Raw genomic sequence first — 25,771 nt, 5'->3', positions numbered from 1 at the left:
TCTATTTTTTTTGGTCGATCTGCTTAATTGATAAGCAAAGGCCAAAAAAATGCTAGATTTTAATCAGAGATCGTCTAAACTGTAATTATGTTCAGAAAGATCACAAAACTACTGGGAGTTTCACTCCTTACGTTCTCTCTGGGCAGTGCTTTCCTTTCGGAAGAAAACGTCCTGATCCGAACTCGTGGAGCTAAGTCTTCTCGTGTTACGGGCAAATCCCAATTATCAGGATCTCATTTGCTTTCTTCGCAAAATTCCGCTTCGGAAGAAGGGACTGGCACAAAAGATTTAGAAGACATTACTACTTGGAATGGCAGAGGCCTAACAGGAGTTTGGGTGAATTCACTCACTTCTGACCTACAAAAAGACTCTGAATGGAATTCACATCTCCTTTCCAACCAATACTTAAATCTACCTCCACCCGTATAACTCCTCTCTACCGCTTTACCTGTGTCCCGTTAGGGGCACAGGATGTTTTTATATTCATTTCCAAAGAAATGTTTCTCATTTGCCAAAACTTTCCAGACTGTACCAGAGTGTTTTCTATCTCTGGACAGTCTTTTTTTTAACAATCCTTTCGTCTCTTACCCTAGAAACAGTACAAATTGTTGACTTAATTAGTAAATGCAAGGAATCAAATTGATTTATCGATTGAGTACAGACTGATTTAGGAATTCGTGGACATTATGACGGGACACTGGTCAAACAAACTGATTGCACTGCTACTGGTAGCAACGATAGGTTTCCCGTTTGAGAATACATCGGAAGCTGTTTCCGAATACTTTGCCGCTAGTCTCCCCCATATCAAAAAAACTTCTTCAAAATACTTAGAAGAAACGGAAATCTCCAATTTAGACATTCCACAAATCACGTCCATTGATGACAATGCGACCTTAAGTCGGTCACGTGCAGACTTTTTAGATTTTATCAATGAAGACAAAAACCATGACCTAATTGAAGATCTGATTTTTTCCTATATAGATTTACTATCTTTTGGTGTACTCATACCAAACCTTCTCTCTTCTCTTTTACTCAATATACCACCTCCTATTTCCGCAGTTTAAACCTTTTTCGGCATTTGCGAATCCGGAAGTATTCTCTCCTAACAAGAGAGGTATATCCCTATTCGTAACCTTTTAGAATTCAAAACATCTGGTAACTTATGAACGTTTATTACAAAACAGGTATTTACTTATCTTTACTGATTGTGACTTCCCTCTTTTCGGAAGAAAAAATGGTCGCACAAGCAAGTGAAGCCCTTCGGAGACAATTAACCGATGACAATCCGAGATCTTCCCTTGGATCTAGTTTATATCCTGATGATCAAAAATATTCCAAAGAGATTGATTTAGAAACAGCAGAGACTCTGCTTTGGAAAAACAATTTATTACTAATTGCTTCTCGATTTCAAATCGATGTAAAAAAAGCGGGAATCTTACAAGCGGGTTTATATGCAAACCCAAACATTGCAATTGACCAAAGCGTGTATGCAGAACCAACACAAAGATACTTTGATACAACTCGTTCTGGGCAATCCGTTGTCCAAGTCCAACAAGTATTTCTCTTAGGTGGTAAGATAGACAAACGTGTTAAAGTAGCAGAACTGAATGCAAAAATTTCAGAACAAGAGTTTTATGATCTGACACGAGCGTTAATCACAAAACTTCGAAGAACCGTTTATACGATTTACTTCTATAAAAAAGCTGTGGTTTTTTATGACCAAAGTATTGCCTCCATCGAAAAAACTGTGGAGTCTTCTGAACTTGCTTACAAACGAAGAGCTCTTTTACAAGCAGAACACTTACGTCTTAAAGCTTTATTATTCTTTCTTAAAAAAGAGAGAGAAGACTTAGCAATCAAAGTGTATGAAAAAGAAGCTGAACTAAAAATTCTATTGAATGATGATCTTTACAGAGATGCTCGTGTTGAGTTTGTCCCAAAGATCAGCGAAAGACAACTAGATGCGATTGTTCCCAATACTGTCAAACTGGAAGATTTAGTAGAGATTGCTCGCGAAAATCGTCCTGATCTAAAAAAAGCCTTACAAACATTACGTTATGAAGAGGCAAATCTAGAATTACAATATGCGAATGCAATTCCTGATTTGTCATTCGGACCTGTTTACAACCGAGGTGGAACTGCATTTCAAAACTATTGGGGAGTCACTGCGCAATTAAACGTTCCACTTTTTGATCGAAACCAAGGGAATATCCAAGCAGCTGAAAAAGCCATTTTAGTACGCAAACAAGAATTAAAAAACAATATCTTAGAAGTAGAAAACGAAGTAGCTGTTGCCTATCAATCTGCACGCATCAAAGACGCTTTGTACAAACGTTTTATCGATGCGTATATCAAAGATTACGGAAGTTTGTCTTTAGATATGATTATGAGTTATGAGAAGAAATACATTACAATCTTAGAGTTTGCAGACTTCTTTGAAACCTATCGTTCGAGTGTTGTGGAAATGTTAAAACTACAAACAGATCGAATGGAAGCCATTGAAAATGTAAACTATGCTGTGGGAAAAGGTATCTTTCTCCCCAGATCCGAAAACCAAACTTCTCCTAGGACAGAGGAATAAAATGTTAAACACATTAAAATCATTAAACCAAAAAGCAAAAATCCTACTCATCTCAGGAGTTGTATTAATCGTCATTGCGATTTTATTTATGGTATTTTCCAAATCGGCAAAACCAATACACAAACACCCTGAAAAAGCAGAAGTGTTTGATGATGGCTTACGAATTGAATTCAAACCCAATAGCCCAGGCCTTGAGATCGTGCGATCAACACAAATTGGTGGTGGTGGTGAGTTTGTCAGTTTAGAAGCACCTGCAAGACTCATTGCTTCCACTTCTCCATCCGTAAGTAATGGTGCTCGTATTATCTTATTCGAATCAGCAGAGTTAAACGATCTTTATGTAGGTTACGTCCATGCCAAAAACAAAGTTCATCGTTCCAATAAAAACTTAAGCCGGATTAAAGATATGTTTGTCCACCGAGTCGCTACTGAAAAAGACTTAGTGGAAGCGGAAACAGATGCAGGAAATGATGCTGCCGAACTTGCTGAATTTGAAGGGAAACTCCGAGCACAAGGTTTAAACCCAAGTGAACTTGGCACGGCAGGAAGTTTAAAAGCTTGGATCATCACAGATGTTCCTGAATCACAAATCTCCACTTTGAAAAAAGGAAAAAAAGTAAAAGTGGTATTTGCTTCCTTTCCAGATGAAGAGTTCATCGGAACCGCTGAGGCAATTGGTGATAACGTCGACCCTCTCACGAGAACTGCCAAGATGCGTATCATCGTTGTAAACGATAAGTATCGTTTGAAGCCGGGTATGTTTGGAGTCGTAAAGTTTCCTGAACAAACTGGAGGCGATAGTGTGGTTTTACCTTACACGGCAATTGTCACTGTAGAAGGTAAAAATTATGTATTTGTGGAAGAGAAACCTTTAACATTCAAAAGACGAGAAGTAGTTCTTGGTATCTCCACCAAAGAACGTGTGAATATCATCGAAGGTTTAGCTCCTGGTGAAAAAGTAGCCATCCAAGGATCCATCCTTTTGAAAGGATTAAGTTTTGGGTTTTAAGATGAAACATCAAATATACATAATCCTAATTCTTTTTTGTTTGGGATCCAACTTGTATTCTCAAACATCTCCCTATCCAAAAGATAAAAATGGAAACGAAATCAAACCGGAATGGACACCGAATGACTCTAAAGAGTCTAGTTTTGGTGAAGATGAAACACTCAATCCAAAAAGTTTGGATGAAAAACGATTACCAAAAACAACTAATTTTTGGGTATATGGAGCCTCCATCGGATCTCCAGCTAGTATCAACTTTAACTTAGGTTACTACTGGAAGGACATCGTTTTACGAGGATCAGGTGGTGTTTGGGGTCCACAGTGGAAAGGTGGTCAAATTGATTTGGGTTATACCTTCTGGAAAACACCTGTCATCTCACATAGTTTCTCCATTGTAGGTGGTTATTTTGAAGTGAATCCATTTGCTCCCGAAGTAGGTCGTGGTGGACAATCATCTTATCCAACAGGAGTCAATATCCCTGGATACAACAGAAGAGATCCTTCCCAAGAAGATTTATTCATTCGATCTTACATCAATTCGATAGATTCCAATGTCGCAACGTATTTAGAATATGAAAGCCGAGAAAGGCAAAAAGTTCATCTCACTCAAAGATACATTGGACTAACATACGATTTTTTACTTGGCAATTTCTTTTTGCAGTTAGGCGGAGGAATTGGACAAGGAGATTACCGAAACCCACAATTATTATTACAGATGGGTTACCTCTTCAATACGAGGGAATATCATGATTAAAAATTTTATTGAATCAGCACTTAAAAATCGTGTTACAACCATTATTGCTGCCATCGTTGCTGTTTTATTTGGAATTTGGGCTTGGATCGACATTCGAAAAGAAGCTTATTCTGACATCGCAGACACTCAAGTTCGTTTGATTGCAAAATTTCCCGGAAAAGCTGCGGTAGAAGTAGAAGAACGAGTCACTCTCCCCATAGAACGCGTATTAAATGCAATTCCAAAAGTAGCTGTTCGTCGTTCCCGTACAATCAATGGTTTAGTAGTCTTCCAATTTGTCTTCGAAGATGGAACAGACGATTATTTTGCTAGGATGCGTCTTATGGAACGGGTGGCAGATGCCGACATCCCAGAAGATGTTCATCCAGCCTTAGGACCAATGAGTTCTCCAGTCGGTGAAATCTATCGTTATGTTTTAGAATCTTCAGAGAACCACACTCCGATGGAATTACGAACCATCCAAGATTGGATTGTCATGCCGAAGATGTTACAAATTCCTGGGATTGCTGACGTTGTCACCTTTGGTGGTTTGCCAAAACAATACCATGTTGTTACCTCTCCAGATAAACTCATTCGATATAAATTGACGATTGGAGATGTGATCAAAGCTATCCAAGAAAACAATTTAAACACAGGTGGAAATTTACTTTTGCAAGGAGAACAGGGGTTTCCCATTCGTTCCCTTGGCGCCATTCGAGATCCAAAACACATTGAAAACATTGTTGTGAAAACAGTGAATGGAGTTCCAGTCTTCATACGTGATTTAGGTTCTGTTGAAATTTCACATCCGATTCCAAGTGGGGTTTTAGGTTATACCATCCAAAACGAGGAAGAAGGCCTCATTGATGTTGACTCGTCTGTCCAAGGTTTGGTGGCGATGCGAAGATGGGGTGATCCCAATGAAATGGGAGAACGAATCCGCGAAAAAGTAAAAGAAATCAATGAAAACTACCTTCCGAAAGGGGTTCAACTTCGTAACACTTATGATCGAACTGACTTAGTCAATTATACCCTTCGTACCATTGGTAAAACATTAGTAGAAGGTGTTGTTGTTGTCAGTTTGGTTTTGATTTTCTTTATCGGTAGTGTAAGAGCATCGCTTGTCGTTGTGGCAACCATTCCATTTGCCATGTTATTCGCCTTTTTACTGATGAATTTAACAGGAATTCCTGCAAGCTTACTTTCCTTAGGTGCCATTGACTTTGGTATCATCGTAGATGGGGCCGTCATCATGGTGGAAAATATCATGAGGCGTTATCGTGATGCCAGCCCAGAAGAAAAATCTCATGGGATCTTAGCGTTTACAAGAGATGCCGCGTCCGAAGTGGGAACGGAAATTTTATTTTCCATTTTAATTATCATTCTCGCTTACCTTCCTATCTTTTCGTTTGAAAGGATTGAAGGTCGATTATTCAAACCGATGGCATTTACGATATCCTTCGCTATTTTAGGTGCCTTGATTTTTGCGATGGCAGTGATCCCTGTCATCATGTCGATCATCTATAAACATTATTTTGAGTCGGCAAACCCAGGTCCTATTGAATGGCACAATCCATTTTATGATTGGATTGAAGTTCGATACAAACGACTAATCGAGTTTATCGTCGACAGATCCAAAAAAGCAGTTCGTTATTCATTTAGTGTTGTTACCATTTTTCTTGCGATCGGTATGTTCTCTTTGGGAACTGAGTTTTTACCAGAAATGGACGAAGGTGGATTTAACATTCGTATCTTCTTTCCAGTGGGAATCTCCTTACCAGAAGCAAGAAAGTTTATGCCAAAAATCAGGCAAACTATTTATAAAAATGAACAAGTGAGTGTCGTGATTTCACAGTTAGGTAGAAACGATGATGGAACTGACCCACTACCACCAAATAGACTCGAGGTATTGATTGGTCTAAAAGATTACAATAAGTGGAAAGAGAAAATTACCAAACAAGAATTACTCCTTAGAATGAAAAATGATTTAGAAGCTACTTTACCAGGTGCAAGGATTAGTTTTTCACAACCAATTATGGATAACTTGTCCGAAGCCATTATGGGAACCATTGCTGACCTTGCCGTTTTTGTTTCTGGAAATGATTTAAAAATCATGCGTGGAATCGGTAACGAAGTTTTAGAAGAAATCAAAGAAATGAAAGGCGCCAGTGAATATGGAATTGAACAAGAAGCAGAAAGTCCTCAATTAACCATTAACATCAACAGAGAAGCAGCAGCTCGATTTGGAATCAACGTAATTGATATCCAACAAATGATTGAAGCGGCCATTGGTATGCAGCGGATCAGTACATTGTATGAAGGACCATCTGACATTCCACCAAAAACTCCTGCCCGTTTTGGAATTGTAGTCCGTTTTTCAAAAGATTACAGGGCCTCCAAACAAGCGATTGAAAATATGCCAATCATTTCCCCAAAAGGAGAAAGGATCCCCTTATCTCAGTTAGCAGATATTGAAGTGATCGATGGACCAACGATGATCTTTCGACAAGAAGGAAGAAGAGTTGTAACGGTTAGAACCAATATACGAGGACGTGACCAAGGGGGATTTGTATCAGAACTCCAAAAACGTGTGAAGAAAAAAATCAAACTTCCTGATGGCTACGAAATTCGATTCGGGGGACAATACGAAAACTTATCCCGAGTTGGTAAAAAATTGGCTTTAGTAATTCCGATCACAATTCTCATCATATTTGGAGTATTGTATCTTTTATATCGCAACTTAAAGTATGTATATGTGGCTCTTGCTTGTATTCCACTATCACTACTCGGTGGAATTTATGCACTACTGTTTCGAGGGTATTACTTTAACGTATCAGGTGGCGTTGGATTCATTTCCCTCTTTGGAATTGCAACCATGGCAGGTGTATTATTTGTTTCGAGAACAAACCACTTACTCATTGAAGAACCAGATATTTCCACAAAAGCTGCCGTAAAAAAAGCGGCAGTCATCCAATTACGTCCAATGCTAATGACCATGTTACTAGCGTTACTCGGATTAATTCCAGCTACACTCGGGACGGGTGTTGGATCAGACGTTCAGAGGCCATTGGCGACGGTGATTGTAGGTGGACTCTTTTCGGCGATGTGCCTTGTGTTAACAATCCTACCTTCACTTTATTTGGTTGTCGTAGGAGAGAGAAAACCTAATGCAAAAGAATTAGAGGAAATGAGTCATAAAAAACACATTCCATTCCTTGACTTCGTAACTGAACTCAGTGAAGAACCTTTGGAAGAAGAGGATGAAGACGAAGAGACTTCAACTAAAAAGAAAAAGAAACCTTCTAAAAAAAGGAAAAAAACCTAAACATTGACCCAAGGTAACGGTAAGAATTCAATTTATCGTTACCTTGATTTGATTCAATGTTCGATCAAATTCGGATCGAAGCTGCGACAACAAACAAACGTTCTACTCGGGAACGTTTGTTTTGGTCCGTTTCAAACACCGCATTCATCGACTCTCTTTGGATGGCTTCAATACGCAAAAGACCCGGTTGCCATTGTAACAAATCAAATGTCATCGTATATCCGTTTGTTAAAAATCCATTCCGAGTATAGGTCTCGGCCAAAACTTGTTTCGGATCATAAAATCGTTCTATCCGAAAACTAAGTCGAAATAGATCTTCATACCGAAAACTGGTCCAAAATGTTCCGTGATACCATTGGTTGTATGCTTTCGACTCACGGCTGATGTATGTAGGTAAAACAGAATTCACATCTTTCCACCAAGGTTCATATGACAAAGATTCTTTTGTTTTTTGGGCTCCGACATCACCTGACAAAGCAAAGGCCAACCAATCGAATACCTTCCATTCCAAGATTGTATTATTATAAAACCGAGTTTGTTTTCGTTCAAAATCAGGTGCTTCATTACCAACAAATTGGTTGGCTGTAATGGCAAAATGAGGAGTGAATTGGTATTTAAATTGTGTTCCCAAAGATTTATCTTTATTTTGGTCTGTGATATTTTGCCAACCATTCATCACGTGGAATTGAAACTGGAATTTTTCCGTGAATTTTGTTGTGATCCGGACCCCTGACGAATAATAAGGTACATAGTCCAAAGCCAAGGCTCTCGTATAATTCCAATTATCTGATGAGATCCAAGACTCGTGTCCGATATGGCCGAAATAGATTCCTGCATCTAACCAAGTATTTTTGGTCAATTTAAAACCAACGTAGGCTTCTTGAATGTGTTTCACTGCATTCTGGTTAGAACTAATGTCTTTACGACTCTCAGCCGCATAATTGGTATTTACCGATGTTCCAAATTGGAGTGCGATTCTCCCTCGAATTTTTTCTTCCTGCCATTTGGCATCCACAAATCCTAAATTGATATTAAATTCATCATTGCGAACAGCTTGTGTTGTATATGCACGTTCTTTGGATTTCGGATGATTGGCATTATGAGAATAATAGGTATCTACGAAGGCACCAAACTTAAGGCTTTTTGGAAGTATGATGGCATTTACATCCGACTTACTTTCATTAGGTTCTATTTGCAAACTGGATGAATTTTCATCTTTGACTTCTTTTTTGGCAGATGGTTCTTCCGATTCAAAGGCATATAGAATGTTACTATGCAGGAAGGAAAAAGAAAAGATAAAAAAAACAAATGTAAATTTGATTCGAGGATTCATACAATCCGCTCAAAGATTTGAGCGGAGGTGAAATATTATTTTTTGAGTAATGCTTTGATTTCTTTTGGAAATCCTAACAGTTCTTCAGGGACTTGGATTAATTTTTTGCGATAGTTCTTTTTGTATTCTTTTTTGAACTTGGTATGGCATGATTTACAAGTTTCATCTGGTTTGCCAAGAGCAAGTTTTGCGTCAATGATTTCTTTCCATTCCGCCTTTTGCTCCTCGGGAGCCATGTCAGGAACTTTCTCCAGGATTTTATTGAGATACTCTGCGTTGTCTTTTTTGTCATACAACTTGGTTGCAGGTTTTGTGTAATCTTCCATAAAATCATGGAGATTCATCTCTGTTGCAGACTTTGCTTTTTTTTCGGCATTTAGTACAAATCCGAAAGATACGAATAACAATCCTAAACTCAAAAGTAGCTTCACTTTCATAGTCACCTTCTTCCGAAATCCTATCTCTAGAGGGAAAGAGAATCAAGTCTGTTTTTACGCATGAGCTCCGATCCAAGTCCAAATTTTTTGACCGATTCCAAATTCACTCGTCCCGTATATTCATCTTCATACACTTCCAATTCCTTTACGAAACGAGAATCTAATCCCGCTAAGGTTCGAGTTTCTGGAAAATACAAATATCCTTTTGCTCTTCTGGGAGTGAATGGGAATTGAATGAGTGAAAGGTAGTGTTCCCATGAGTTTTGATTTGGTGGGATTGATTTCTCAAATGCACGTACACCTCGTTTCACATGTTTCACTTCATCTTCAAAGATATAAACCATTATATCTGAAGTTAGATTGTCACCGAAATAGGAAAAAACCTTAGCATATACTTGTGAATAATCTAAGTTGGCCCCTTCAAAGGACAATGACATAACAGCCGAAAACGATTCTAAACTGTGGAATTGGTTTAATTGTTTCCAAAAGATATAATTTAAAGGTATGTCACCAAATTGAACCCCAAAATCGTTCATCCGCTTGATGTACAGTTTCAAATGGATTTGTTCTTCTTCTATGGTTTTGACCCAACCATTCCGAATGGATTTGGGGGCATTTGGAAATGCTAAGATGGCCCAAGCAAAAAGTTCTATTGCCATGAGTTCATGATTGGCAAAATGATGTAGAGTGAGCCCTCGATTGGATTCTAAATTTAAATGTTCGAGTCTTGGAATTTTAATTTTTTTATCTGAAAATTGAAGGTTTTGGTTTCTACCTGGTTTTTCTATACGGATTGCATTGAAATCAACTTCCTCATCCCAAAACCTAGAAGGAGGTAACAACTTATCTTCCAAATTTGGAGAAATTAACAAATGTTTTGCGTAGTCCGTCAGCTTCATTGGGATGTATTTTCAGAAAATGAATTTACAAAAACATGAATTCATTTCTAGTTATTTCCAAATTCAATGAACACTTCTAATTCGAAAAGTCCGAATTTTTATGAATCTGTTTATCATGTCGTAAAAAAAATTCCCAAAGGAAAGGTAACCACTTACGGTCACATTGCTTTATTACTTGGAAATCCCAGAGCTGCACGAGCTGTCGGTTATGCATTAAATTCACTTAAAAAAGATAGAGAATCGGAAATCCCTTGGCAACGAGTGATCAATCGACAAGGCCGTATTTCTTTCAAAGGAGATAGCTTCCGAGCCGATTTACAAAAAAAAATCTTACAAAGTGAAGGTGTTTTCTTTGATTTAGAGGATGATCAATTGGATTTTGACAAGTACGGATGGTTTCCTTAATATGAAAAAAGAATTCCCGATCACTCTCACAATTGCCGGATCTGATTCTGGTGGTGGGGCTGGAGTCCAAGCGGATCTCAAAACGTTTTCCTCTCTTGCTACATTTGGAACCACTGTATTCACTTGTTTGACTGCACAAAATCCCGATGGAGTCACAGGAATTTACGAAATTTCACCTGATTTTGTTACTTCTCAACTCCAAGCAGTAGCAACGTATTTCCCTATCAAAGCAGCAAAAACCGGGATGTTGTATTCAAAAGATATCATCAAATCGGTAAGTGTCTTTTTTTATGAAAACCCAGACATCCAATTGGTCTTAGATCCTGTGATGGTAGCAACGAGTGGCGCTAAACTTTTACGGGACGATGCCATCCAATCACTCATCGAAGACCTAATTCCTTTAGCAAAAATAATCACACCTAACTTAGATGAGGCGTCCTTATTACTTGAAGAACCAATCAATCAATATGACCAATTGGTTCCTATGGCAAAAAAATTATTCCAAAAATACAATGTTCCTGTTCTATTAAAAGGTGGTCATCTTCCCAATGCAATAGAGGCAACTGATGTACTTTTTGATGGGAAGTCAATTTACGAATTCTCGAAACCATTCCTAAAGGAGAAAAACACCCATGGGACGGGATGTACGTATTCCGCAGCCATCACTTCCTTTCTCGCACATGGAAAAAACTTGGCAGAAGCAGTAGGTTCCGCAAAAGAATACCTACATCAGAGCCTAGAAGACGATATCATCACGGGACCCACAAAACATTTAAATCATTTCCCGGAAACATTCAACATTGATTGAATCCCATTCAAAATGATTGTTTTATCTGAATATTCAATATTTTTGCTTCCGCTTAATATTCGATATTCAGTTCTTTGATTTTTTTATCGAGTGTGTTACGGTTGATTCCTAAAAACTTCGCCACCCTTGTTTTGGTATAACGGAATTTTTTCATGGCATACTGAATGAGACGAGACTCCACTTCACTGACCACGATTTCCATCGCACGGCCATCCAAACCATCCAACTGACCGGATGTCAATCGACCTGATCCTAAATCCAATGGTTCAGTTCCTGCCACCGCTTCTACATGATTGGAATGAGAAACTTCTACCGTGTTTTCTGGTAGTTCTTCCATATTGGATAAAATATCCGAAAAATCCTCTTCACTCAGAATTTCATCTTGAGCAAGGACAACAGCTCGTTCAATTACGTTTTCCAATTCCCGCACATTGCCAGGCCATCTGTATTTCAATAGGAGTTTAGATGCTTCTCTTGAAATTCCTTTGATGGCTTTATTATTATCTTTTGTATATTTTTCTAAAAAGTGATTCATGAGAAGTGGGATATCTTCTACCCGATCACGAAGAGGTGGTGTATTGATTTTAACAACATTTAGGCGGTAAAACAAATCAGCCCGAAATTTCTTTTCAGCAACCAACTGTTCCAATTCGGCGTTTGTTGCAGCAATGATCCTTACATCTACTTTTTTTGCTTTGGTGGAACCAATGGCTTCAATTTCTCTTTCTTGTAATACTCGAAGTAACTTGGATTGTAAGTTTAAATCCATTTCTCCAATTTCATCGAGGAAAATGGTTCCAGTATCTGCAAGTTCAAACTTTCCTTTTTTATCTGTCACTGCTCCCGTAAAGGAACCTTTTTTATGACCAAATAATTCACTTTCCAATAAGTTTTCAGGAATCGCAGCACAATTGATTTTGATGAATGGATTTTCAGATCGAGAACTATTGTAATGAATTGCGTTTGCAATCATTTCCTTTCCTGTTCCAGATTCCCCTGTGATAAGGACAGATGCTCTTGAATCAGCAACCAACTGAATTTTTTCAAACATCTTTTCCATACTCGCCGCTTTCCCAATGAGTGAGCCAAACTTATATTTATTTTTCAGTTCTCTTTTTAATTGGATGTTTTCACGAGAAATTTCTTTCTTCGCTTCTTCCACAAGGTTTTGAATTTTGATCGATTGGGAAATGATAGAAGCAACCACTTGTAAAAAATCTAAAAACGATTTTAGATCTGTATGTTTATTCTGAACAATAAATGCATTCACAACTCCTAATGTTGTTTGTTCACTGAGGATGGGAGCACAAAGTAAACTAACATTATGCGGATCATGTTTAAAGTGTGAGAGATAACCAACTCGGTTTAAAAAATCTGGATGAGAAGCAACTGATTCAATGATAATTGGCTCCCCTGATTCATAGACCTTACCCGTAATTCCTTCACCAGGTTGGTAAGTTCCCTTTTCGATTTCCTCCGGTGACAAACCAGACGCTGCCACAATTCGAAGTAATGCTTCTTCTTTGTTAAATAAAACAATACTCCCCTTTTCCAATCGAAGGGATTTCTCCATCGTCACCATGATGGAATCAAATACTTCATTTTGGTCTAAAGTAGAACTCACTACTTTTGAGATTTCAATCAGTGTGGCTTGGATTTTTGTTCTTTGTTCTAAAGATCGAATCGTTTGTAAGTTTTTAAAAATTTGTCCAGCTTGGTTGGCAAGCACACTCACAATTTCCAACATCTCTGGTGTGAAGGCATTCAATCGGTTGGAGTCGAGAGAAATCACTCCAATGATGTCATCTTCCACAATCATCGGAGCAACTAACTCCGATTTGATCTCTTCTTTGACTTGGATGTAATCAGGGTCTTTTGATACGTCATTGACCAACTTCGCTTTTCCTGTCGAAGCAGCCATACCCGTGATCCCTTGTCCAATTTTCAGTTTGGTTTCTCGGAGCAATTGTTGGTTCATTCCACGGGAGGTGACAGCATCCAACACGCTCTGTTTTTCGTCGATGAGCATCAGGGAGCCCGATTCGACCCCACAAATTTGGATGCAACGATCCAAAATCAGCTCCAGAAGCCCGTCGGGGTCCTGGGTGGAATTCATTGCAGTCGCTACTTCATGGATGGATTGGATCGGATTAAATTTTTTCGTGCTCATGGGTTTTGCTCTTGGTTATTACGGATTGCTGGAAAGGAACACAGAATCAATTTGCTTAATTTTTGATCACAATGTACGGCAAGCAAACAAATAAATGATTTTTTCATCATTTCACTTGCCTTCCTTTCGATTTCAGCAGAAAAAACAACATTTGCTTATAGATTAAGCATGAATCGTACCAGGTTTCTTGGATGAGAACGAAATTCTTGTAGCTTGGCAAAAAAGAATTCGAATACCCTGGTATGGGATGAATGAGGAATCAGAATTTGATCGGATCTGTTTGCTTTGTGCCGAACCTCGGGTCCCCAGTGGGATGACCAAACAGGGTAGGTTTTTCTGTCAGACCTGCCAAAGAGAATGGATCTTAGAAAAACGGAAAGTCCCTCGTGTAGGGAAAAACGTTCTTAACTCCGTTGAAAAAACAGAATTCCTATTAGAAAACTTATCTTTGTTTAACTCTGCTCTCGGTTTAGAGGATTTGATGTTTCGTTTTAGCGAACTCATTTCGGATCGCTTAAATCGAGACAAAATTGCAATCTTCATCACAAATCTAGAGTTAGGTGAAATTAAATTAGCCAATTATTATTCCAAACAAAAACACCTACAAAGGGCCATCAAACGAATCACTTTGGATTATGATTTGAGTTACGGTATTTTAATTGAAGCCATGGCAAAACGAGAGCCTTGTTTTTACAAGTTCAGTGATCAAACTCATCCATTTTATTCTTTTTATTCCAGACTGACTGGAACAAAATCTCAATTAGTATTACCAATTTTATACGCTGACATTGCCGTTGGAATGATCACCATTGATTATGATGAAGAAGATAGTTTAGATTATTTGGAAGATGAAGAGATATTAAAAATTGTTGTAGGACAATTTGCGGTTTCTTTACGAAATTCGCTTCTGTTTTTTAAATCAAAAAACCAATCCAAACATTTCAGAAGTTTACATACAGCAGCTTTAACTTTAAGCCAACTTTATCTCAATAATCATAATGAAATGATACGGATGATCCTATTAACATTATCGGGAATTGTGGATCTGTCCATTTCCTGTTTAATTGAGATTCCTCCAAACGCTTCCAAAGCAAAAATCTTTAAAGTCTATCGTGACATTGATAATTATGAATTAAAAACACAAACTGATTCCATAGATGCAAACAAAGTCAGTTCATTCCTAAACTATCGAGAGATTACAACCGTAGATCCGTCCGAAGACTCTAACTTTGAAACCATCGGTATCTCTGGCAAAGAATCCATCATCGTACCAATCCAACTAGAAAACCAAACTATTTGTATTTTCATTTTAGCCAAAGAAGAATCACGTTTTCCTCACGAAGAAATTGAAGCACTGAATGCCTTTGTTTCTCTTGCGAGAATCACGATGGAAAACTCAAGTTTATACCAAAACCTTTCCAACAAAGAACGTTTGGAAAAGGAAATTGAAATTGCAAAAGAAATCCAAAGTAATTTATTACCTCGAAAAACACCTGAAGCAGAAGGATTTTCTTTTGGTGGACTGATGGTTCCTGCACGTGGGATCGGTGGTGATTATTATGATTTCATTTTGTCACCTAATAGAAATGAGTTATTTGTGTGTATTGGGGATGTGAGTGGGAAAGGAGTAGCAGCAGGGCTTGTTATGGCTACTGTTCGCACCATCTTACATTCTTTAGTGCGAGTGAAGGATAGCCCTTGGGAAATCCTAAACGATATCAATAATTATCTATATACGAGTTATAAAGAAGCGATCACTCCTCGTTTTATGAGTATGATTCTCATCCGTTGGAATTTGATTTCAGGGGAAGTCGATGTATCCGGAGCTGGTCATGGTAGTTTTTATCATTACCATGAAAGTTCGAAGTCCTTACGTTCCATTGAAACTGGGGGAGTGATTTTAGGGATCAGCCCCGATATCTCTCCCTTTAAAAATGAATCCAAATTACAATTCGGAAGTGGTGATACCATCTTACTGTTTACAGATGGGGTAACAGAAGCCCTAAATGCGAAAGAAACCCAATTTGGAGAAGAAAAATTGGAACAAAGTTTCCTTACCAATATCCAATTAGAACCAAAAAAGATATTAGAGAATATCTATTTGGATCTAAAAGAATTTGTCAAAGAAAAGGAACAACACGATGATATCACTATGGTGGCAGTGAGAAAAATATGATTCCAGAAATCCCTTCTTCGATTTCTAATATTTTTGAGACCACGCTCAGACGAATGGGGAACCAACTGCCAGACCATTGGAGAGAGAATCAAACAAAGTTTTTATTATCGTATTCAGGTGGGAAAGATTCAAACATCTTACTTTTGTATTTGTCCTATTTAAAAAACAAATACCAAATTGAAACCCCACATCTCTTTTACCTTTCCCATGGAATTCGTGAAATTTCAAAAGAAGAAAATGAAATGGAATCTTATATCCAACACTTTGGTTTTCCTTATACCATTGTAAAAAAAAAATTCCAAAACTTGCTCTCAAATTAAAACGAGGCCTAGAAGATACGGGAAGGCTTGTCCGTTACCACCAACTTAAAAAAATTAACCAAAAATCTCCGTCCATAATCTTAACTGGACATCACTGCAAAGACTATACGGAATCTATTTTTTTACACCTAACAAGAGGTGGAGGGAAAAAAACTTTTTATACACTGCCTCCTTTTGATGGAGAACGGTTTTTACCCTTGGTGTTTTTGGAAGATGCGGAACTACATGAACTGTATCAATTTGTGGGATCAGAAATGCGAATTTTTGAAGATGAATCCAATACAGATCCCATTTACAAACGAAACCGCATTCGTATGGAATTACTTCCGATCTTAGAAAAAGAAAAATGGAACTTCTATAAAACCTATTGGAATTTCCATGACAGATCTCAACTCCATTTACAATTTGATGGGCAAAACAAAGAAACCAATGTCCGAACACCACATCTATTTCGTATCCCACATGAAACTTGGGTAAGCCTGAACCTTTCGGCAAAAAAAGAATTAATCGATTTTCATCTTAAACTTATGGGAATGTATCCTCTTTACAAATCAGGATTTGAAAACTTTCATTTGCAATCCGAAGGAGAGAGAGCATTTTTAGAAAACAAAAACTGTTACCTCTACAAATCAAAGTTTGGTGATCTATTTATCATCGATAAAAAATCTCCTGCCTTTAAAAAAGCCATTTCCTATCGAGATGGAAACCATTTGGTGATCGAGTGGAACCAAAATCGATTCAAACTGAGTGATCCCGATTCCAAATACAGTTTGGGTTCCTGGCACCATGGGCAAAAAATCCAAATCCGATCTGGAAATAAGGAAATTTCGGAATGTATGAGAGAAAATGGAATTCCCTTTTTCTTGAGAACCTTTATCCCTATCTTATACTTTGAAAATGAACCAATTCAAATTTTATTTTCTCTCTTTTCCAAAAACGAAAAGAATTATCCCAAACGAATCTATTTGGAAAGATGATCTAGATGCATAAATATTCAAAAGAAGTTCCATTTCCAGAAACCAAATTCTTCACATCGATTGCGAAGTTAGAAGAAAAAGAAGAATTGGATTCGGTCCCTTCCATTGCCTTTATGGGAAGGTCCAATTCTGGGAAATCAAGTTTACTGAATGCATTGTCAAATCACAGGGGACTAGCCAAAGTTTCGAGAACTCCTGGCAAAACAAAACTCATCAATATCTTTAAAACCAAAGTGGGTTTTAATTTAATCGACTTACCTGGGTTTGGTTATTCAAAGGCATCTCATAAAGAGCACAAAGATATGATGAAACTATTGGAAGGGTTTCTCAATACTTGGAAACAACTGAAAATTCTATTTATTTTATGTGATTCACAAAGGGAATTTCCAGAAGAAGAATTGTCCACGATCGAAGTAGCAATGGAAAAAAAGATCAAACCCGTTGTGATCCGAACTAAAATAGACAAACTCAATCAAAGTGAACAACATAGAGTTCGATCAGAGATGGAAGCGGCCATGAATGAAATTGGAGTTCCTTTCCGCGTTTTTTATGTATCAGCAACGACGGGAAGAGGAGTTGGGGAATTAAAGGAATTTATTCTAGAAACACTCGGGGTTCAAACAAAAGTATCTAACGTAGAACCATAACGAGAATCCACTTGGTAGTTGATCATACCAAACAAATTCGATGACATCATCTTGCGAAAGTCAGTTAACAATGCAAAAGTTTCTTTGAGTTGTTCTTTGATGCGAAGTAGGCGCACTTCTTCTTCTAATCGTTTTTTTTCTGACTCTAATTCTTTTGTACGTTCTGTCGATTCGATGTCTGAAGATTTTTTACTTTTTTCCGATTCCAATCGGGTTTCCAATTCTTTGATTTTGGTTTCTAAGTTTTTTTCGTAACTTCGCTTTTGGATTTCTTTTGGATTGTTGCGATCTGTTTTCTCGAGATTGAGGTCTTTGTTTTCTTTCTCTTCCTCTACTTTTTGTTGGAACAGATCTTTCAGCGTCTTACCATCTGAATACGGCGTTAAACTTGGATCTTCTGTGACTTTGGTTTTTGGTTTGGTAACGGCCTCTGTTTCGCCACTCACCGCAATCATTCGCCCGTCTCTCAGTTCGTAATTAATTTTGACATGGACGGACTGAACTTCCCTTCCTTCCCGAAAGGCTTCGTTTTTAAACTCTTGGGCATGGCCCAGTTCGTGGGAGATGACATGGAGGGCTGATAAGGATTCTGGAGCACTTTCTAACTTTCCATGGCCGACATAGTTCACCCTTCGATCTTTTTGGAGATCGACATTCATACGACTGAATGGGGACTCATCAATTCTCATGGAAACCTCACCACCTAATGGGTACTTCGGTTTGTATTAAGAAAAGATTAGTACGAAATTGGATTTTTGAAAAGTAAAAACTCTCCCGTTGGATTCGGGAGAGTTCAAAAAAGAGTGTTTAGACTAAGGACCTTGTCTCACACAACGGACATAATTCCTTTGTGTTTTGACCACGGAACGTTCAACACCATAAGATTGGCGGTCAAAGGAAATTGCAAAGGCAGTCTCTCCTGGCAAATCATCTTGGTTTGACCAAGCAGTCCAATAATCTTCCTCTTGCGTAGAAGGGAAAAATTGTAACGTCGCAGCTCGACCAGGAATGACCAATCTTTGGTATTCGATCGGAGTCGGAACTCTCCATGTTGCTCCTAAGTAGTTACTATTTTGACAAGCAGCAAACAACTCACTAGAACCCGAAATGGAGATCGAGGAAGTCCCTTGCAACACCTGAGGGAAAGAGATGGAGTTACATGCATGTGTTTTTGAATCACAAAAAGCAACTTGGATGGCACCGGCACGACTCACATCGTTAGGATTGTAAAGAGATCCTTGTGGTGCCCCCAAACAATCGTTAAATCCCGCACGGTATACTTGTCCATGGGTACATTTTTGCCAAACTAAATTGGCAACTGGATCAGATATGGTTCCATTGCCATTGTCACGTAAACTTTGGTTTGCAATGAGACCTGCAATCAGTTGGTTGGTTTCTTCTGGGCTTAAACCATAGACATCGTCTACTGGTTTCATTTCACAATTGATGAAAAAAGATAAGGCCAAAAGAGCAAAACAGGAATGAAGTATTTTCATAATCTTAAAGCGCTCCCTTAGAATATGTGGTTAAAGTTAATAAAAGTTTGTCTATCTTCATTGGAGATCGCGTGATCGAAGTAGATAACCGTTGCTTGGTTCCAAGGAATCCGTAATCCGATACCCCTAGAGTGTTTGTAGTTTTTTAAGTTTGCGTCTTCTGTACGATCCCAAACCCTTCCCACGTCATAAAATGGAACCAATTGGAAATCAAAATGTTGTCCCCAAAATTCTGCTTCGGCAAACTTCCAACGAACTTCAAAGTTAGCAAAGGCCATGGTTTGACCCACAAATCGATCCTGTTTGTATCCACGAATAGTGGTTCTTCCACCAAGACCTGATTGGTTTACTTCCGTTCCCCACATATTACGATATTCGTAAAAAGGAGCATCACCATTGGTTTGAATCATGGAGCCGCGAGCAGCGAGAACAAATTTTTCTAAAATCTCAGGTGGTTTGTTTGTAAACCAAGTGACAGGGCTCATAAAAATACGACCCGAAACAAAGTTTTTATTAAACTCAGATGTGGATCCAATTGCTTTTGTGGAACGTTCATGAGTGTATTCTAAAAACAAACCACGGTTGGGATCGGGTTCGAAGTCACGAGTGTCATAAACAATACCTGCACGTATTGTATTCGTATAACCACCGTTAATACCACGAATCTTTCCATCTTTGTCATCACGAGTTAATTTGGTTTCCCCTTGTGGAGTTCCAAAAGTTCGATCCGTATCCAAAAATCCTAGTACACCATCCGCTGGTCCTAAGAAGGCGTTATTGTATTTACCATCAAACGTACGAATGATTTGTTTGGACAAACGAATCCCAGTCACTGCACGAAGAGTTCCTCCAAAAAAGGAATACTCCCCTGATGTGCTGAAGTTCGGGTTTTCTATGTCGTAACGATTGTATTTGTTATCACTGACTATCGGTGCTTCCCCAACACCCGCATCTCCAGGTCGTCTGTAACTTAGGTTATCTTCATAATCAGCAAACGGAGCATTTCTGCGAATTCGACCATTCGGATCGTTTCGTTCTAAATACGAAAGAGGTTGAAGAGTTCCTTCTCCAAATCCAAAATACAAGGAGTTCGGATTTCTTTCGTAAACCAAATCAGCACGTAACCGCCATTTGGTGTCGAAGATATATGGTGCATCCACACTCAATTGATGGTAAGGAGCTCGTTTGGTCGTATTAAAATACTGAGCAAAGACCCTGACACGATACGGTGTGTATTCAAACATAGGGGAAGTTCGATTTCCGTTATAGAAATACAGAACCCTTGCCCCGTATCCGATCCCCACGTTTGGATCGGAGTTGATCAGAGGAAGTCCCGTGAAGTAACCACCCTCTTTTTTATTTTTGAAATCTCGTTCGCTTAATCTCTTTTTTTCTGAGATTTCAAACGGAAGGTCGGTTCGAGGTTGTCTTTCCTGTGCAGAAACACTCGAAACCAGGGAAAAAAATAACAGAAGTAGTAAACTTCTAAAAATGGAATTGTACATTCTCTACCTATTCGCCAAAGAAACTGCCTTATGGTGGGAAAATTGAAAAATATGTCAAATAGATTCGAAAATTTATGTTTTTTCCGCTTCGATTCTGTGTAAAATGAGGAGGACCTCATCTTGTTGGACTAGGTCTCCCGTTTGTTTTCGAATCTCTTCCACGCGACATGGATATGGTGCTTTGATCGCATTTTCCATTTTCATCGCTTCCAAAATTAACATCGTTTCCCCTACTCCATGTTCGCTTCCAACCGAAGTAGAAATTTGCACTACTTTTCCTGGCATAGGGCTTTTGATTTCAGGTGTTGTTTGTCCTGCCATTTCATAATTTCGTTCGGAAAGTTTTGTGCTCCAAGTTTCTCCCTTCCAATGGAAAAAAACTTCGTGTTTCACTTTGAGAAACTTCAAAATGGATCCATCTTTCATTTGCACCGTTGACAAAGTTTCGTCTTTGGTTTTGAATCCTTCAACGAGATCATCTGTTTGGATGATTGCCGTTTCTCCACCGAGACGAACACGAATTCGTTTGCCACTCACATGAACCGATACAGGAGTTTTTTTTGTTTCGAATAAATAATCCATCTATTGAACTCCCAAAACCCAAGGATTTTTAACTTCTGCATGGGAAAAAAATAATCCTGCTAATGCGTATTTCATTTCTTCTTTTGTATTCTCTTGTAAAAGTTCGGATTCTCGATCCGCAATAAAATGTGTAGATACATTTCCTTTCGCAAATTCTTCAGTGGAAACTAATTTTTGTAAGAATTGTAAATTGGTTTTAGGACCAAATACGATGGTTTCGGATAAACATTCAATGAGTCGCTGAATCGCCGTTTGGCGGTCTTCTCCCCAAACAATGAGTTTGGCAATCATAGGATCATAATACATGGTGATTTCGGAACCAGTTACCACACCAGAATCAATCCGCAAATCTTCCCTTGTGGGAAAGGACAAATGGTGGATTTTTCCAATGGAAGGCAAAAAACCTTCTTTGGGATCTTCAGCATAAATTCGGACTTCAAGTGCATGTCCTTTTTGAGTGGGAGTTTGTAAAGAAGGAAGAGGTTCTCCTTGGCAAACTCGGATTTGCCATTCCACTAAATCTAGGCCTGTTGTCATTTCCGTGACAGGATGTTCCACTTGTAAACGTGTGTTCATCTCTAAAAAATAAAACTCACCTGATTCACCTAATATGAATTCAACGGTTCCCGCACCTTCATATTGAACAGACTTTGCCGCAAGCACGGCTGCTTCTGCCATTTTGGATTTAAGTTCTTTTGGGAAATGAGGAGCTGGCGTTTCTTCTACGACCTTTTGGTGCCTTCTTTGTAAGGAACAATCCCTTTCATGTAAGTGGATGATATTTCCTTTTGTGTCACCAAAGATTTGGAACTCAACATGCCTTGGGTTCACAATGTACTTTTCTAATAAGATACGATCATCACCGAACGCTGACATGGATTCCCGTTTTGCTGACAAAATTCCTGGTTCTAATTCTTCTGGGGAATTGATGCGACGCATCCCCTTTCCACCACCACCAGCACTTGCTTTTGCCATCACGGGGTATCCAATTTTTGCCGCTTCCGTTTTGAAAACAGACATCTCTTGGGACTCACCTTCATAACCTGGGACAACTGGTACACCATTTTTAGCAACTAATATGCGTGAGCCGATCTTATCTCCCATGGCTTTAATGGAATGTGGTTTTGGGCCAATGAACCGAATTCCATTTTGTTCTAATTTTTTGGCAAATACCGTGTTTTCTGATAAAAATCCATAACCAGGATGTACGGCATCCGCCCCAGTCGCAAGACAAGCCTCAATCACTTTATCCACGTTTAGATAAGAAGAACGGGCATCAGTTCCACCTAAGGGATATGCTTCGTCTGCGGATAACACAAATAAACTTTGAGCATCGGGATCTGAATAAACAGCCACAGTTTTGATCCCCATTCTTTTGGCTGTACGAATGACTCTCGTGGCAATTTCGCCACGATTGGCGATTAGTATTTTTTGGATCGGCTTCATAGGAGTAGGATCAAAACTAAAGAATAGCGAAAATAAATCAACAGAAAGATCGGAAGTGAATTGACCGTCTTATAGAATGCCCAATTCTTTTTTTATGGTGAAACAGATTTTCAAACCAAGATTTTCAGACCGAATTTTTTTAACGTATCTCAGTTTCGGTTTTTTCACTTTGTTTTTGCATCGTATCTTATTTTTTCTGGTGTATTCCTACCGATTAGAAGACTTCCCATTCCTTTTGATATTAAAAGCTTTTTTGCTTGGTTTTAGATTCGATCTAACAACCGTATCGATCGTGTTAGCTGGATTTTTTCTACTATCCATATTCAACTCTCTCTCTCGTTTCCAATTCTATCGAAATCTATGGGTTGTCACACCACTCATTTTATATCCAATCTGTCTTTTACATCTCTTTGCCGATTTGTTGTATTTTGAAAATGCAAACAAACATATTGGATATGAAGCCGTTGTTTTTTTAGGAGATTTGGATGTTTTGGTTTCTTCAGCATGGGAAGAAGCACCATTTAAGATTCTATCTTTTGTTCTCTTCCTCCTCATTTACATAGGGGGAATTCGGTATTGGTTTGTGAAACAAAAGATTGGAAAACAAATCAATGAATCGTCATCAATCCAAGCTACAATTCTCAGAAATTCTCTTTGGATTTTGTTTTTTTTCGTAGGACTTCGAGGTGGGCCACAAGAGTCTCCACTCCGAGCAAGTGAAGCCATCATCTCTGATGATGCATTTATCAACCAAATAGCTCTCAATGGAATTTATACCACCATCAATGACTTCAAAAGCCAATCCATTCCCAAACATTTGAAAATGAGTGAAGCCGAAATGATTGCGGTAGTCAAAGAGGAAATTCAGTTTGAAGGAGCCAGCTTTGTAGAGGATCCCGAATTCCCGTTGGTACGGAAACTAAAAGAAGTCCCTGAAAAAAAACCAACGAACGTTGTCCTAATCATCCAAGAATCTTGGACAGGTAAATTTGTTTGGCCGATCTCTGATGGAATATGGATGGGAAAAGAAATCACTCCATTTTACAATCGTTTGGCGAAAAAAGGGCATAGTTTCCGAAAATTTTATGCCAATGGTGGTAGAACCAGTAATGCATTACTGTCTGTGTTAACAAGTATTCCCGACAGACCAGGGCTCACTGCCATCCGAACACCACAAATCTTAAGTCATTTTTCTGCCATCGGGAATCTCTTTTCCAACTTTGGATACGAAACCAGTTTTATTACGGGTGATGATTTGAAATTTGATAGTTTGGCTACGATTTTACCTCACTTTGGATACAAAACCTTAATTGGGAAAGAAGACTTTCGTAAATCGGGACAGTATCAAATTGGTGCCTGGGGTTATGATGATGAACACCTATACCACAAGGCATTAGAAGAAATGGATTCGTACCAATCGAAAAAAAAACCATTTCTGATGACAATCCTCACGATGACGACACATTATCCTTACAAAGTCCCAAATCCAAAATATGAAATATTTGATTCGAGTGTTACCGATTTTGATTACCTCAACACCTATCATTATTCCGATACAGCTCTCGAAACATTTATGAAGGAAATTGAAAAAAAGGAATATTTTGATGATACATTATTTGTTTTTGTCGGAGACCATACTCATCATCGGTACTTATCATATTTTGAAGACAGAATGGTACCTTTTTTACTCTATTCTCCCAAATACATCAAACCAAAGTTAGATGAAAGGATAACCTCTCAATTGGATGTATTACCAACCATTCTAGGAATCATTGGAAAAGAAACGTATTTTGCGGGGTTTGGAAAAAACATGCTTGCACCCAATGTCAAATCAGGTAGTACATACTTTGCCTATGGTAGTGCGTGTGGTTGGATAGATGAAGAAAAGATTTTATACCAAAGTGTCGATGGAGACACCCAATTCATCTTTCAAATGGCACTTCCTTACGAAGAAGATCCAATCTGCCGCACAGATCGTACAAAATGTACGGCACAAATCTTAAAGGCAAAAGCATTTTTCAATTTATCACTCGAACTGATGAATCGAAATTCTGTTTATCCACTCGAAGGGAGTTTACGGTACTCCAGGAAATGAATCTACATACTTCACTTTAAAATCAGGAAAACTGGTTACGATTTGGACTTTAAAATCAGGAAAAGAATTCACTTCCTGCCATTGGCCACAATCGGATGGGAAACTCGTTACCTTCTTTACCTTTAAGTCGGGGAAACTATCAACGATTTGGACTTTGAAATCAGGGAAACTGGTGACAAACTGAACCTTACCCGCCAATTTTTTCCCTTTGAATGTACAATCGGAGCCAACTTCACCCGCGAAGAGTCCTGTTGTCACAAAGAGAGAGAGAATCATCAAATACACTTGTTTCATCGTTCCTCCAAAATTTGAGAAATAAATTCTCGATTTATTTTGAAGGATGTCAATCCTTTTGTTCATGAATTCAGAATCGGCGATTTTATTTACCCAATGTTTACAAAATGATTTTACATCACTTTTAGATAAGTATGATCCCCTACCGAATTCATTACACATTGGATATGCTGAGGCCAATCGGTTACTCGGTGAAATGGTAGAAGATGGGCCTGTCTTTTCTCTAATGGATTGGGCTTATGAAAAAGAACCAGGGCAATTAAAATTAATCCATATCAGGGATTGGCATGATCCCAAATCCAAAGCACAAGAAGACCACCTGATGCAATTTGGGGAACATTGTTTGATGGATACAAAAGGGGCTGAATTTGTATTTCAAAACTGGATCGAAGAAAACCCCAACCGTGCAGAGATTGTAAACGCCTCTGGATTAAATGATTTTGTAGATACCAATTTAGAAAAGCGGATTCAACAATTAAGTGCAACGATTTAATTGGCACACCAAAAGACTTCGTTTGGAGTTTTGAATCCTAGAG

Annotated in this window: 24 protein-coding genes; 14 read left to right on the top strand and 10 right to left on the bottom strand. The window is 38.5% G+C overall.

The genetic code is table 11. From position 1 onward, the window contains the following. Nucleotides 1-87: 87 nt before the first annotated feature. The 6 genes from EHQ59_RS01100 to EHQ59_RS01075 all read left to right on the top strand — a co-directional run bounded on the left by EHQ59_RS01100 (nucleotide 88) and on the right by EHQ59_RS01075 (nucleotide 7,645). Nucleotides 88-429 carry a hypothetical protein gene (locus EHQ59_RS01100; RefSeq protein ID WP_135617316.1) on the top strand — a complete coding sequence of 114 codons (342 nt, stop codon included), beginning with the start codon at nucleotides 88-90 and terminating at the stop codon, nucleotides 427-429. 257 nt (nucleotides 430-686) lie between these two features. Next, complete coding sequence (locus tag EHQ59_RS01095; protein WP_135617315.1) at nucleotides 687-1,064, top strand: hypothetical protein; 378 nt, start codon at nucleotides 687-689, stop codon at nucleotides 1,062-1,064. Between the two features lie 98 nt (nucleotides 1,065-1,162). Beyond that, the gene (locus EHQ59_RS01090; RefSeq protein WP_135617314.1) at nucleotides 1,163-2,581 is read left to right on the top strand and encodes a TolC family protein; all 1,419 of its coding nucleotides are present in this window, start codon (nucleotides 1,163-1,165) and stop codon (nucleotides 2,579-2,581) included. A 1-nt stretch (nucleotide 2,582) separates the two neighbouring features. Next, nucleotides 2,583-3,590, top strand: coding sequence for an efflux RND transporter periplasmic adaptor subunit (locus EHQ59_RS01085; protein WP_135617313.1), 1,008 nt, complete (start codon nucleotides 2,583-2,585; stop codon nucleotides 3,588-3,590). Nucleotide 3,591: 1 nt separating this feature from the next. After that, nucleotides 3,592-4,341 carry a hypothetical protein gene (locus EHQ59_RS01080; protein ID WP_135617312.1) on the top strand — a complete coding sequence of 250 codons (750 nt, stop codon included), beginning with the start codon at nucleotides 3,592-3,594 and terminating at the stop codon, nucleotides 4,339-4,341. Beyond that, on the top strand, nucleotides 4,334-7,645 hold the full coding sequence (locus tag EHQ59_RS01075; protein WP_135617311.1) for an efflux RND transporter permease subunit: 3,312 nt from the start codon (nucleotides 4,334-4,336) through the stop codon (nucleotides 7,643-7,645). Before EHQ59_RS01080 ends, EHQ59_RS01075 begins: the two co-directional genes overlap by 8 nt. A gap of 64 nt (nucleotides 7,646-7,709) precedes the next feature. Here EHQ59_RS01075 and EHQ59_RS01070 read toward each other — a convergent pair whose 3' ends face one another. The 3 genes from EHQ59_RS01070 to EHQ59_RS01060 are packed head-to-tail and all read right to left on the bottom strand — an operon-like array spanning nucleotide 7,710 to nucleotide 10,314. Then, entirely contained in the window at nucleotides 7,710-8,978 is a 1,269-nt protein-coding gene (locus EHQ59_RS01070; protein WP_135617310.1) for a porin, read from the bottom strand. 35 nt (nucleotides 8,979-9,013) lie between these two features. Further along, nucleotides 9,014-9,415 (bottom strand): hypothetical protein, encoded by a 402-nt coding sequence (locus EHQ59_RS01065; protein WP_135617309.1) that lies wholly within the window; start codon nucleotides 9,413-9,415, stop codon nucleotides 9,014-9,016. Nucleotides 9,416-9,441: 26 nt separating this feature from the next. After that, nucleotides 9,442-10,314 carry a ferritin-like domain-containing protein gene (locus tag EHQ59_RS01060; protein WP_135617308.1) on the bottom strand — a complete coding sequence of 291 codons (873 nt, stop codon included), beginning with the start codon at nucleotides 10,312-10,314 and terminating at the stop codon, nucleotides 9,442-9,444. A 66-nt stretch (nucleotides 10,315-10,380) separates the two neighbouring features. Between EHQ59_RS01060 and EHQ59_RS01055 the strand changes: the two genes are divergently transcribed. Next, nucleotides 10,381-10,719: an MGMT family protein gene (locus EHQ59_RS01055; RefSeq protein WP_135617307.1), complete on the top strand. Its 339-nt coding sequence runs from the start codon at nucleotides 10,381-10,383 to the stop codon at nucleotides 10,717-10,719. Between the two features lies 1 nt (nucleotide 10,720). Then, nucleotides 10,721-11,527, top strand: a complete 807-nt coding sequence (gene thiD, locus EHQ59_RS01050) for a bifunctional hydroxymethylpyrimidine kinase/phosphomethylpyrimidine kinase (protein ID WP_135617306.1) — start codon at nucleotides 10,721-10,723, stop codon at nucleotides 11,525-11,527. A 52-nt stretch (nucleotides 11,528-11,579) separates the two neighbouring features. Here thiD and EHQ59_RS01045 read toward each other — a convergent pair whose 3' ends face one another. Further along, nucleotides 11,580-13,643, bottom strand: coding sequence for a sigma-54-dependent Fis family transcriptional regulator (locus EHQ59_RS01045; protein ID WP_167481359.1), 2,064 nt, complete (start codon nucleotides 13,641-13,643; stop codon nucleotides 11,580-11,582). A gap of 301 nt (nucleotides 13,644-13,944) precedes the next feature. Between EHQ59_RS01045 and EHQ59_RS01040 the strand changes: the two genes are divergently transcribed. From EHQ59_RS01040 to yihA, 4 genes are read left to right on the top strand one after another with little or no spacing between them, the layout of a single operon-like run. After that, the gene (locus EHQ59_RS01040) at nucleotides 13,945-15,873 is read left to right on the top strand and encodes a SpoIIE family protein phosphatase (protein WP_135617304.1); all 1,929 of its coding nucleotides are present in this window, start codon (nucleotides 13,945-13,947) and stop codon (nucleotides 15,871-15,873) included. Continuing rightward, nucleotides 15,870-16,193 (top strand): PP-loop family protein, encoded by a 324-nt coding sequence (locus EHQ59_RS17930; protein WP_135617303.1) that lies wholly within the window; start codon nucleotides 15,870-15,872, stop codon nucleotides 16,191-16,193. Before EHQ59_RS01040 ends, EHQ59_RS17930 begins: the two co-directional genes overlap by 4 nt. After that, nucleotides 16,169-17,170: a tRNA lysidine(34) synthetase gene (locus tag EHQ59_RS01030; protein WP_135617302.1), complete on the top strand. Its 1,002-nt coding sequence runs from the start codon at nucleotides 16,169-16,171 to the stop codon at nucleotides 17,168-17,170. The genes EHQ59_RS17930 and EHQ59_RS01030 overlap by 25 nt, the downstream gene beginning before the upstream one ends. 5 nt (nucleotides 17,171-17,175) lie before the next feature. Further along, nucleotides 17,176-17,817: a ribosome biogenesis GTP-binding protein YihA/YsxC gene (gene yihA, locus EHQ59_RS01025; RefSeq protein WP_135617301.1), complete on the top strand. Its 642-nt coding sequence runs from the start codon at nucleotides 17,176-17,178 to the stop codon at nucleotides 17,815-17,817. On the opposite strand, the gene EHQ59_RS01020 is transcribed toward yihA, so the two are convergent. From EHQ59_RS01020 to EHQ59_RS01000, 5 genes are all read right to left on the bottom strand, one after another. Further along, a complete protein-coding gene (locus tag EHQ59_RS01020; protein WP_135617300.1) occupies nucleotides 17,787-18,506 on the bottom strand; it encodes a hypothetical protein in 720 nt (239 codons plus the stop codon). The genes yihA and EHQ59_RS01020 overlap by 31 nt on opposite strands. A gap of 123 nt (nucleotides 18,507-18,629) precedes the next feature. After that, nucleotides 18,630-19,313 carry a surface adhesin Lsa25 gene (lsa25, locus tag EHQ59_RS01015; protein WP_135617299.1) on the bottom strand — a complete coding sequence of 228 codons (684 nt, stop codon included), beginning with the start codon at nucleotides 19,311-19,313 and terminating at the stop codon, nucleotides 18,630-18,632. 17 nt (nucleotides 19,314-19,330) lie between these two features. Further along, nucleotides 19,331-20,818 carry an Omp85 family outer membrane protein gene (gene omp85 / locus EHQ59_RS01010; protein WP_135617298.1) on the bottom strand — a complete coding sequence of 496 codons (1,488 nt, stop codon included), beginning with the start codon at nucleotides 20,816-20,818 and terminating at the stop codon, nucleotides 19,331-19,333. A 72-nt stretch (nucleotides 20,819-20,890) separates the two neighbouring features. Beyond that, nucleotides 20,891-21,400 carry an acyl-CoA carboxylase biotin carboxyl carrier protein subunit gene (locus tag EHQ59_RS01005; RefSeq protein WP_135617297.1) on the bottom strand — a complete coding sequence of 170 codons (510 nt, stop codon included), beginning with the start codon at nucleotides 21,398-21,400 and terminating at the stop codon, nucleotides 20,891-20,893. Next, nucleotides 21,401-22,846: an acetyl-CoA carboxylase biotin carboxylase subunit gene (locus tag EHQ59_RS01000; RefSeq protein ID WP_135617296.1), complete on the bottom strand. Its 1,446-nt coding sequence runs from the start codon at nucleotides 22,844-22,846 to the stop codon at nucleotides 21,401-21,403. A 94-nt stretch (nucleotides 22,847-22,940) separates the two neighbouring features. Between EHQ59_RS01000 and EHQ59_RS00995 the strand changes: the two genes are divergently transcribed. Next, the gene (locus tag EHQ59_RS00995) at nucleotides 22,941-24,941 is read left to right on the top strand and encodes an LTA synthase family protein (RefSeq protein WP_135617337.1); all 2,001 of its coding nucleotides are present in this window, start codon (nucleotides 22,941-22,943) and stop codon (nucleotides 24,939-24,941) included. On the opposite strand, the gene EHQ59_RS00990 is transcribed toward EHQ59_RS00995, so the two are convergent. Beyond that, a complete protein-coding gene (locus EHQ59_RS00990) occupies nucleotides 24,921-25,235 on the bottom strand; it encodes a 7(1) septoil knot domain-containing protein (RefSeq protein WP_135617295.1) in 315 nt (104 codons plus the stop codon). The two genes, EHQ59_RS00995 and EHQ59_RS00990, sit on opposite strands and share 21 nt — an antisense overlap. A gap of 64 nt (nucleotides 25,236-25,299) precedes the next feature. Between EHQ59_RS00990 and EHQ59_RS00985 the strand changes: the two genes are divergently transcribed. Next, nucleotides 25,300-25,728, top strand: coding sequence for a hypothetical protein (locus EHQ59_RS00985; RefSeq protein ID WP_244245307.1), 429 nt, complete (start codon nucleotides 25,300-25,302; stop codon nucleotides 25,726-25,728). The last annotated feature ends 43 nt before the right edge of the window (nucleotides 25,729-25,771 follow it).

Origin of the sequence: Leptospira kemamanensis (assembly GCF_004769665.1) — a bacterium.
GTDB classification, from domain to species: Bacteria; Spirochaetota; Leptospiria; order Leptospirales; family Leptospiraceae; genus Leptospira_A; species Leptospira_A kemamanensis.
The sequence above is the reverse complement of the archived record's forward strand: the minus strand, read 5'-3'. Positions and strand labels throughout refer to the sequence as shown.

Excerpts from the sequence above, each read along its gene's own strand:
- EHQ59_RS00990 (WP_135617295.1), bottom strand. The coding sequence starts at position 25,235 with ATGAAACAAGTGTATTTGATGATTCTCTCTCTCTTTGTGACAACAGGA.
- EHQ59_RS01095 (WP_135617315.1), top strand. The coding sequence starts at position 687 with ATGACGGGACACTGGTCAAACAAACTGATTGCACTGCTACTGGTAGCA.
- EHQ59_RS01080 (WP_135617312.1), top strand. The coding sequence starts at position 3,592 with ATGAAACATCAAATATACATAATCCTAATTCTTTTTTGTTTGGGATCC.
- EHQ59_RS01085 (WP_135617313.1), top strand. The coding sequence starts at position 2,583 with ATGTTAAACACATTAAAATCATTAAACCAAAAAGCAAAAATCCTACTC.
- yihA (WP_135617301.1), top strand. The coding sequence starts at position 17,176 with ATGCATAAATATTCAAAAGAAGTTCCATTTCCAGAAACCAAATTCTTC.
- EHQ59_RS00995 (WP_135617337.1), top strand. The coding sequence starts at position 22,941 with ATGGTGAAACAGATTTTCAAACCAAGATTTTCAGACCGAATTTTTTTA.
- EHQ59_RS01020 (WP_135617300.1), bottom strand. The coding sequence starts at position 18,506 with ATGAGAATTGATGAGTCCCCATTCAGTCGTATGAATGTCGATCTCCAA.
- EHQ59_RS17930 (WP_135617303.1), top strand. The coding sequence starts at position 15,870 with ATGATTCCAGAAATCCCTTCTTCGATTTCTAATATTTTTGAGACCACG.
- EHQ59_RS01040 (WP_135617304.1), top strand. The coding sequence starts at position 13,945 with ATGAATGAGGAATCAGAATTTGATCGGATCTGTTTGCTTTGTGCCGAA.
- EHQ59_RS00985 (WP_244245307.1), top strand. The coding sequence starts at position 25,300 with ATGAATTCAGAATCGGCGATTTTATTTACCCAATGTTTACAAAATGAT.
- EHQ59_RS01000 (WP_135617296.1), bottom strand. The coding sequence starts at position 22,846 with ATGAAGCCGATCCAAAAAATACTAATCGCCAATCGTGGCGAAATTGCC.
- EHQ59_RS01090 (WP_135617314.1), top strand. The coding sequence starts at position 1,163 with ATGAACGTTTATTACAAAACAGGTATTTACTTATCTTTACTGATTGTG.
- EHQ59_RS01055 (WP_135617307.1), top strand. The coding sequence starts at position 10,381 with ATGAACACTTCTAATTCGAAAAGTCCGAATTTTTATGAATCTGTTTAT.
- EHQ59_RS01065 (WP_135617309.1), bottom strand. The coding sequence starts at position 9,415 with ATGAAAGTGAAGCTACTTTTGAGTTTAGGATTGTTATTCGTATCTTTC.
- lsa25 (WP_135617299.1), bottom strand. The coding sequence starts at position 19,313 with ATGAAAATACTTCATTCCTGTTTTGCTCTTTTGGCCTTATCTTTTTTC.
- omp85 (WP_135617298.1), bottom strand. The coding sequence starts at position 20,818 with ATGTACAATTCCATTTTTAGAAGTTTACTACTTCTGTTATTTTTTTCC.
- thiD (WP_135617306.1), top strand. The coding sequence starts at position 10,721 with ATGAAAAAAGAATTCCCGATCACTCTCACAATTGCCGGATCTGATTCT.
- EHQ59_RS01070 (WP_135617310.1), bottom strand. The coding sequence starts at position 8,978 with ATGAATCCTCGAATCAAATTTACATTTGTTTTTTTTATCTTTTCTTTT.
- EHQ59_RS01100 (WP_135617316.1), top strand. The coding sequence starts at position 88 with ATGTTCAGAAAGATCACAAAACTACTGGGAGTTTCACTCCTTACGTTC.
- EHQ59_RS01005 (WP_135617297.1), bottom strand. The coding sequence starts at position 21,400 with ATGGATTATTTATTCGAAACAAAAAAAACTCCTGTATCGGTTCATGTG.
- EHQ59_RS01075 (WP_135617311.1), top strand. The coding sequence starts at position 4,334 with ATGATTAAAAATTTTATTGAATCAGCACTTAAAAATCGTGTTACAACC.
- EHQ59_RS01045 (WP_167481359.1), bottom strand. The coding sequence starts at position 13,643 with ATGAATTCCACCCAGGACCCCGACGGGCTTCTGGAGCTGATTTTGGAT.
- EHQ59_RS01060 (WP_135617308.1), bottom strand. The coding sequence starts at position 10,314 with ATGAAGCTGACGGACTACGCAAAACATTTGTTAATTTCTCCAAATTTG.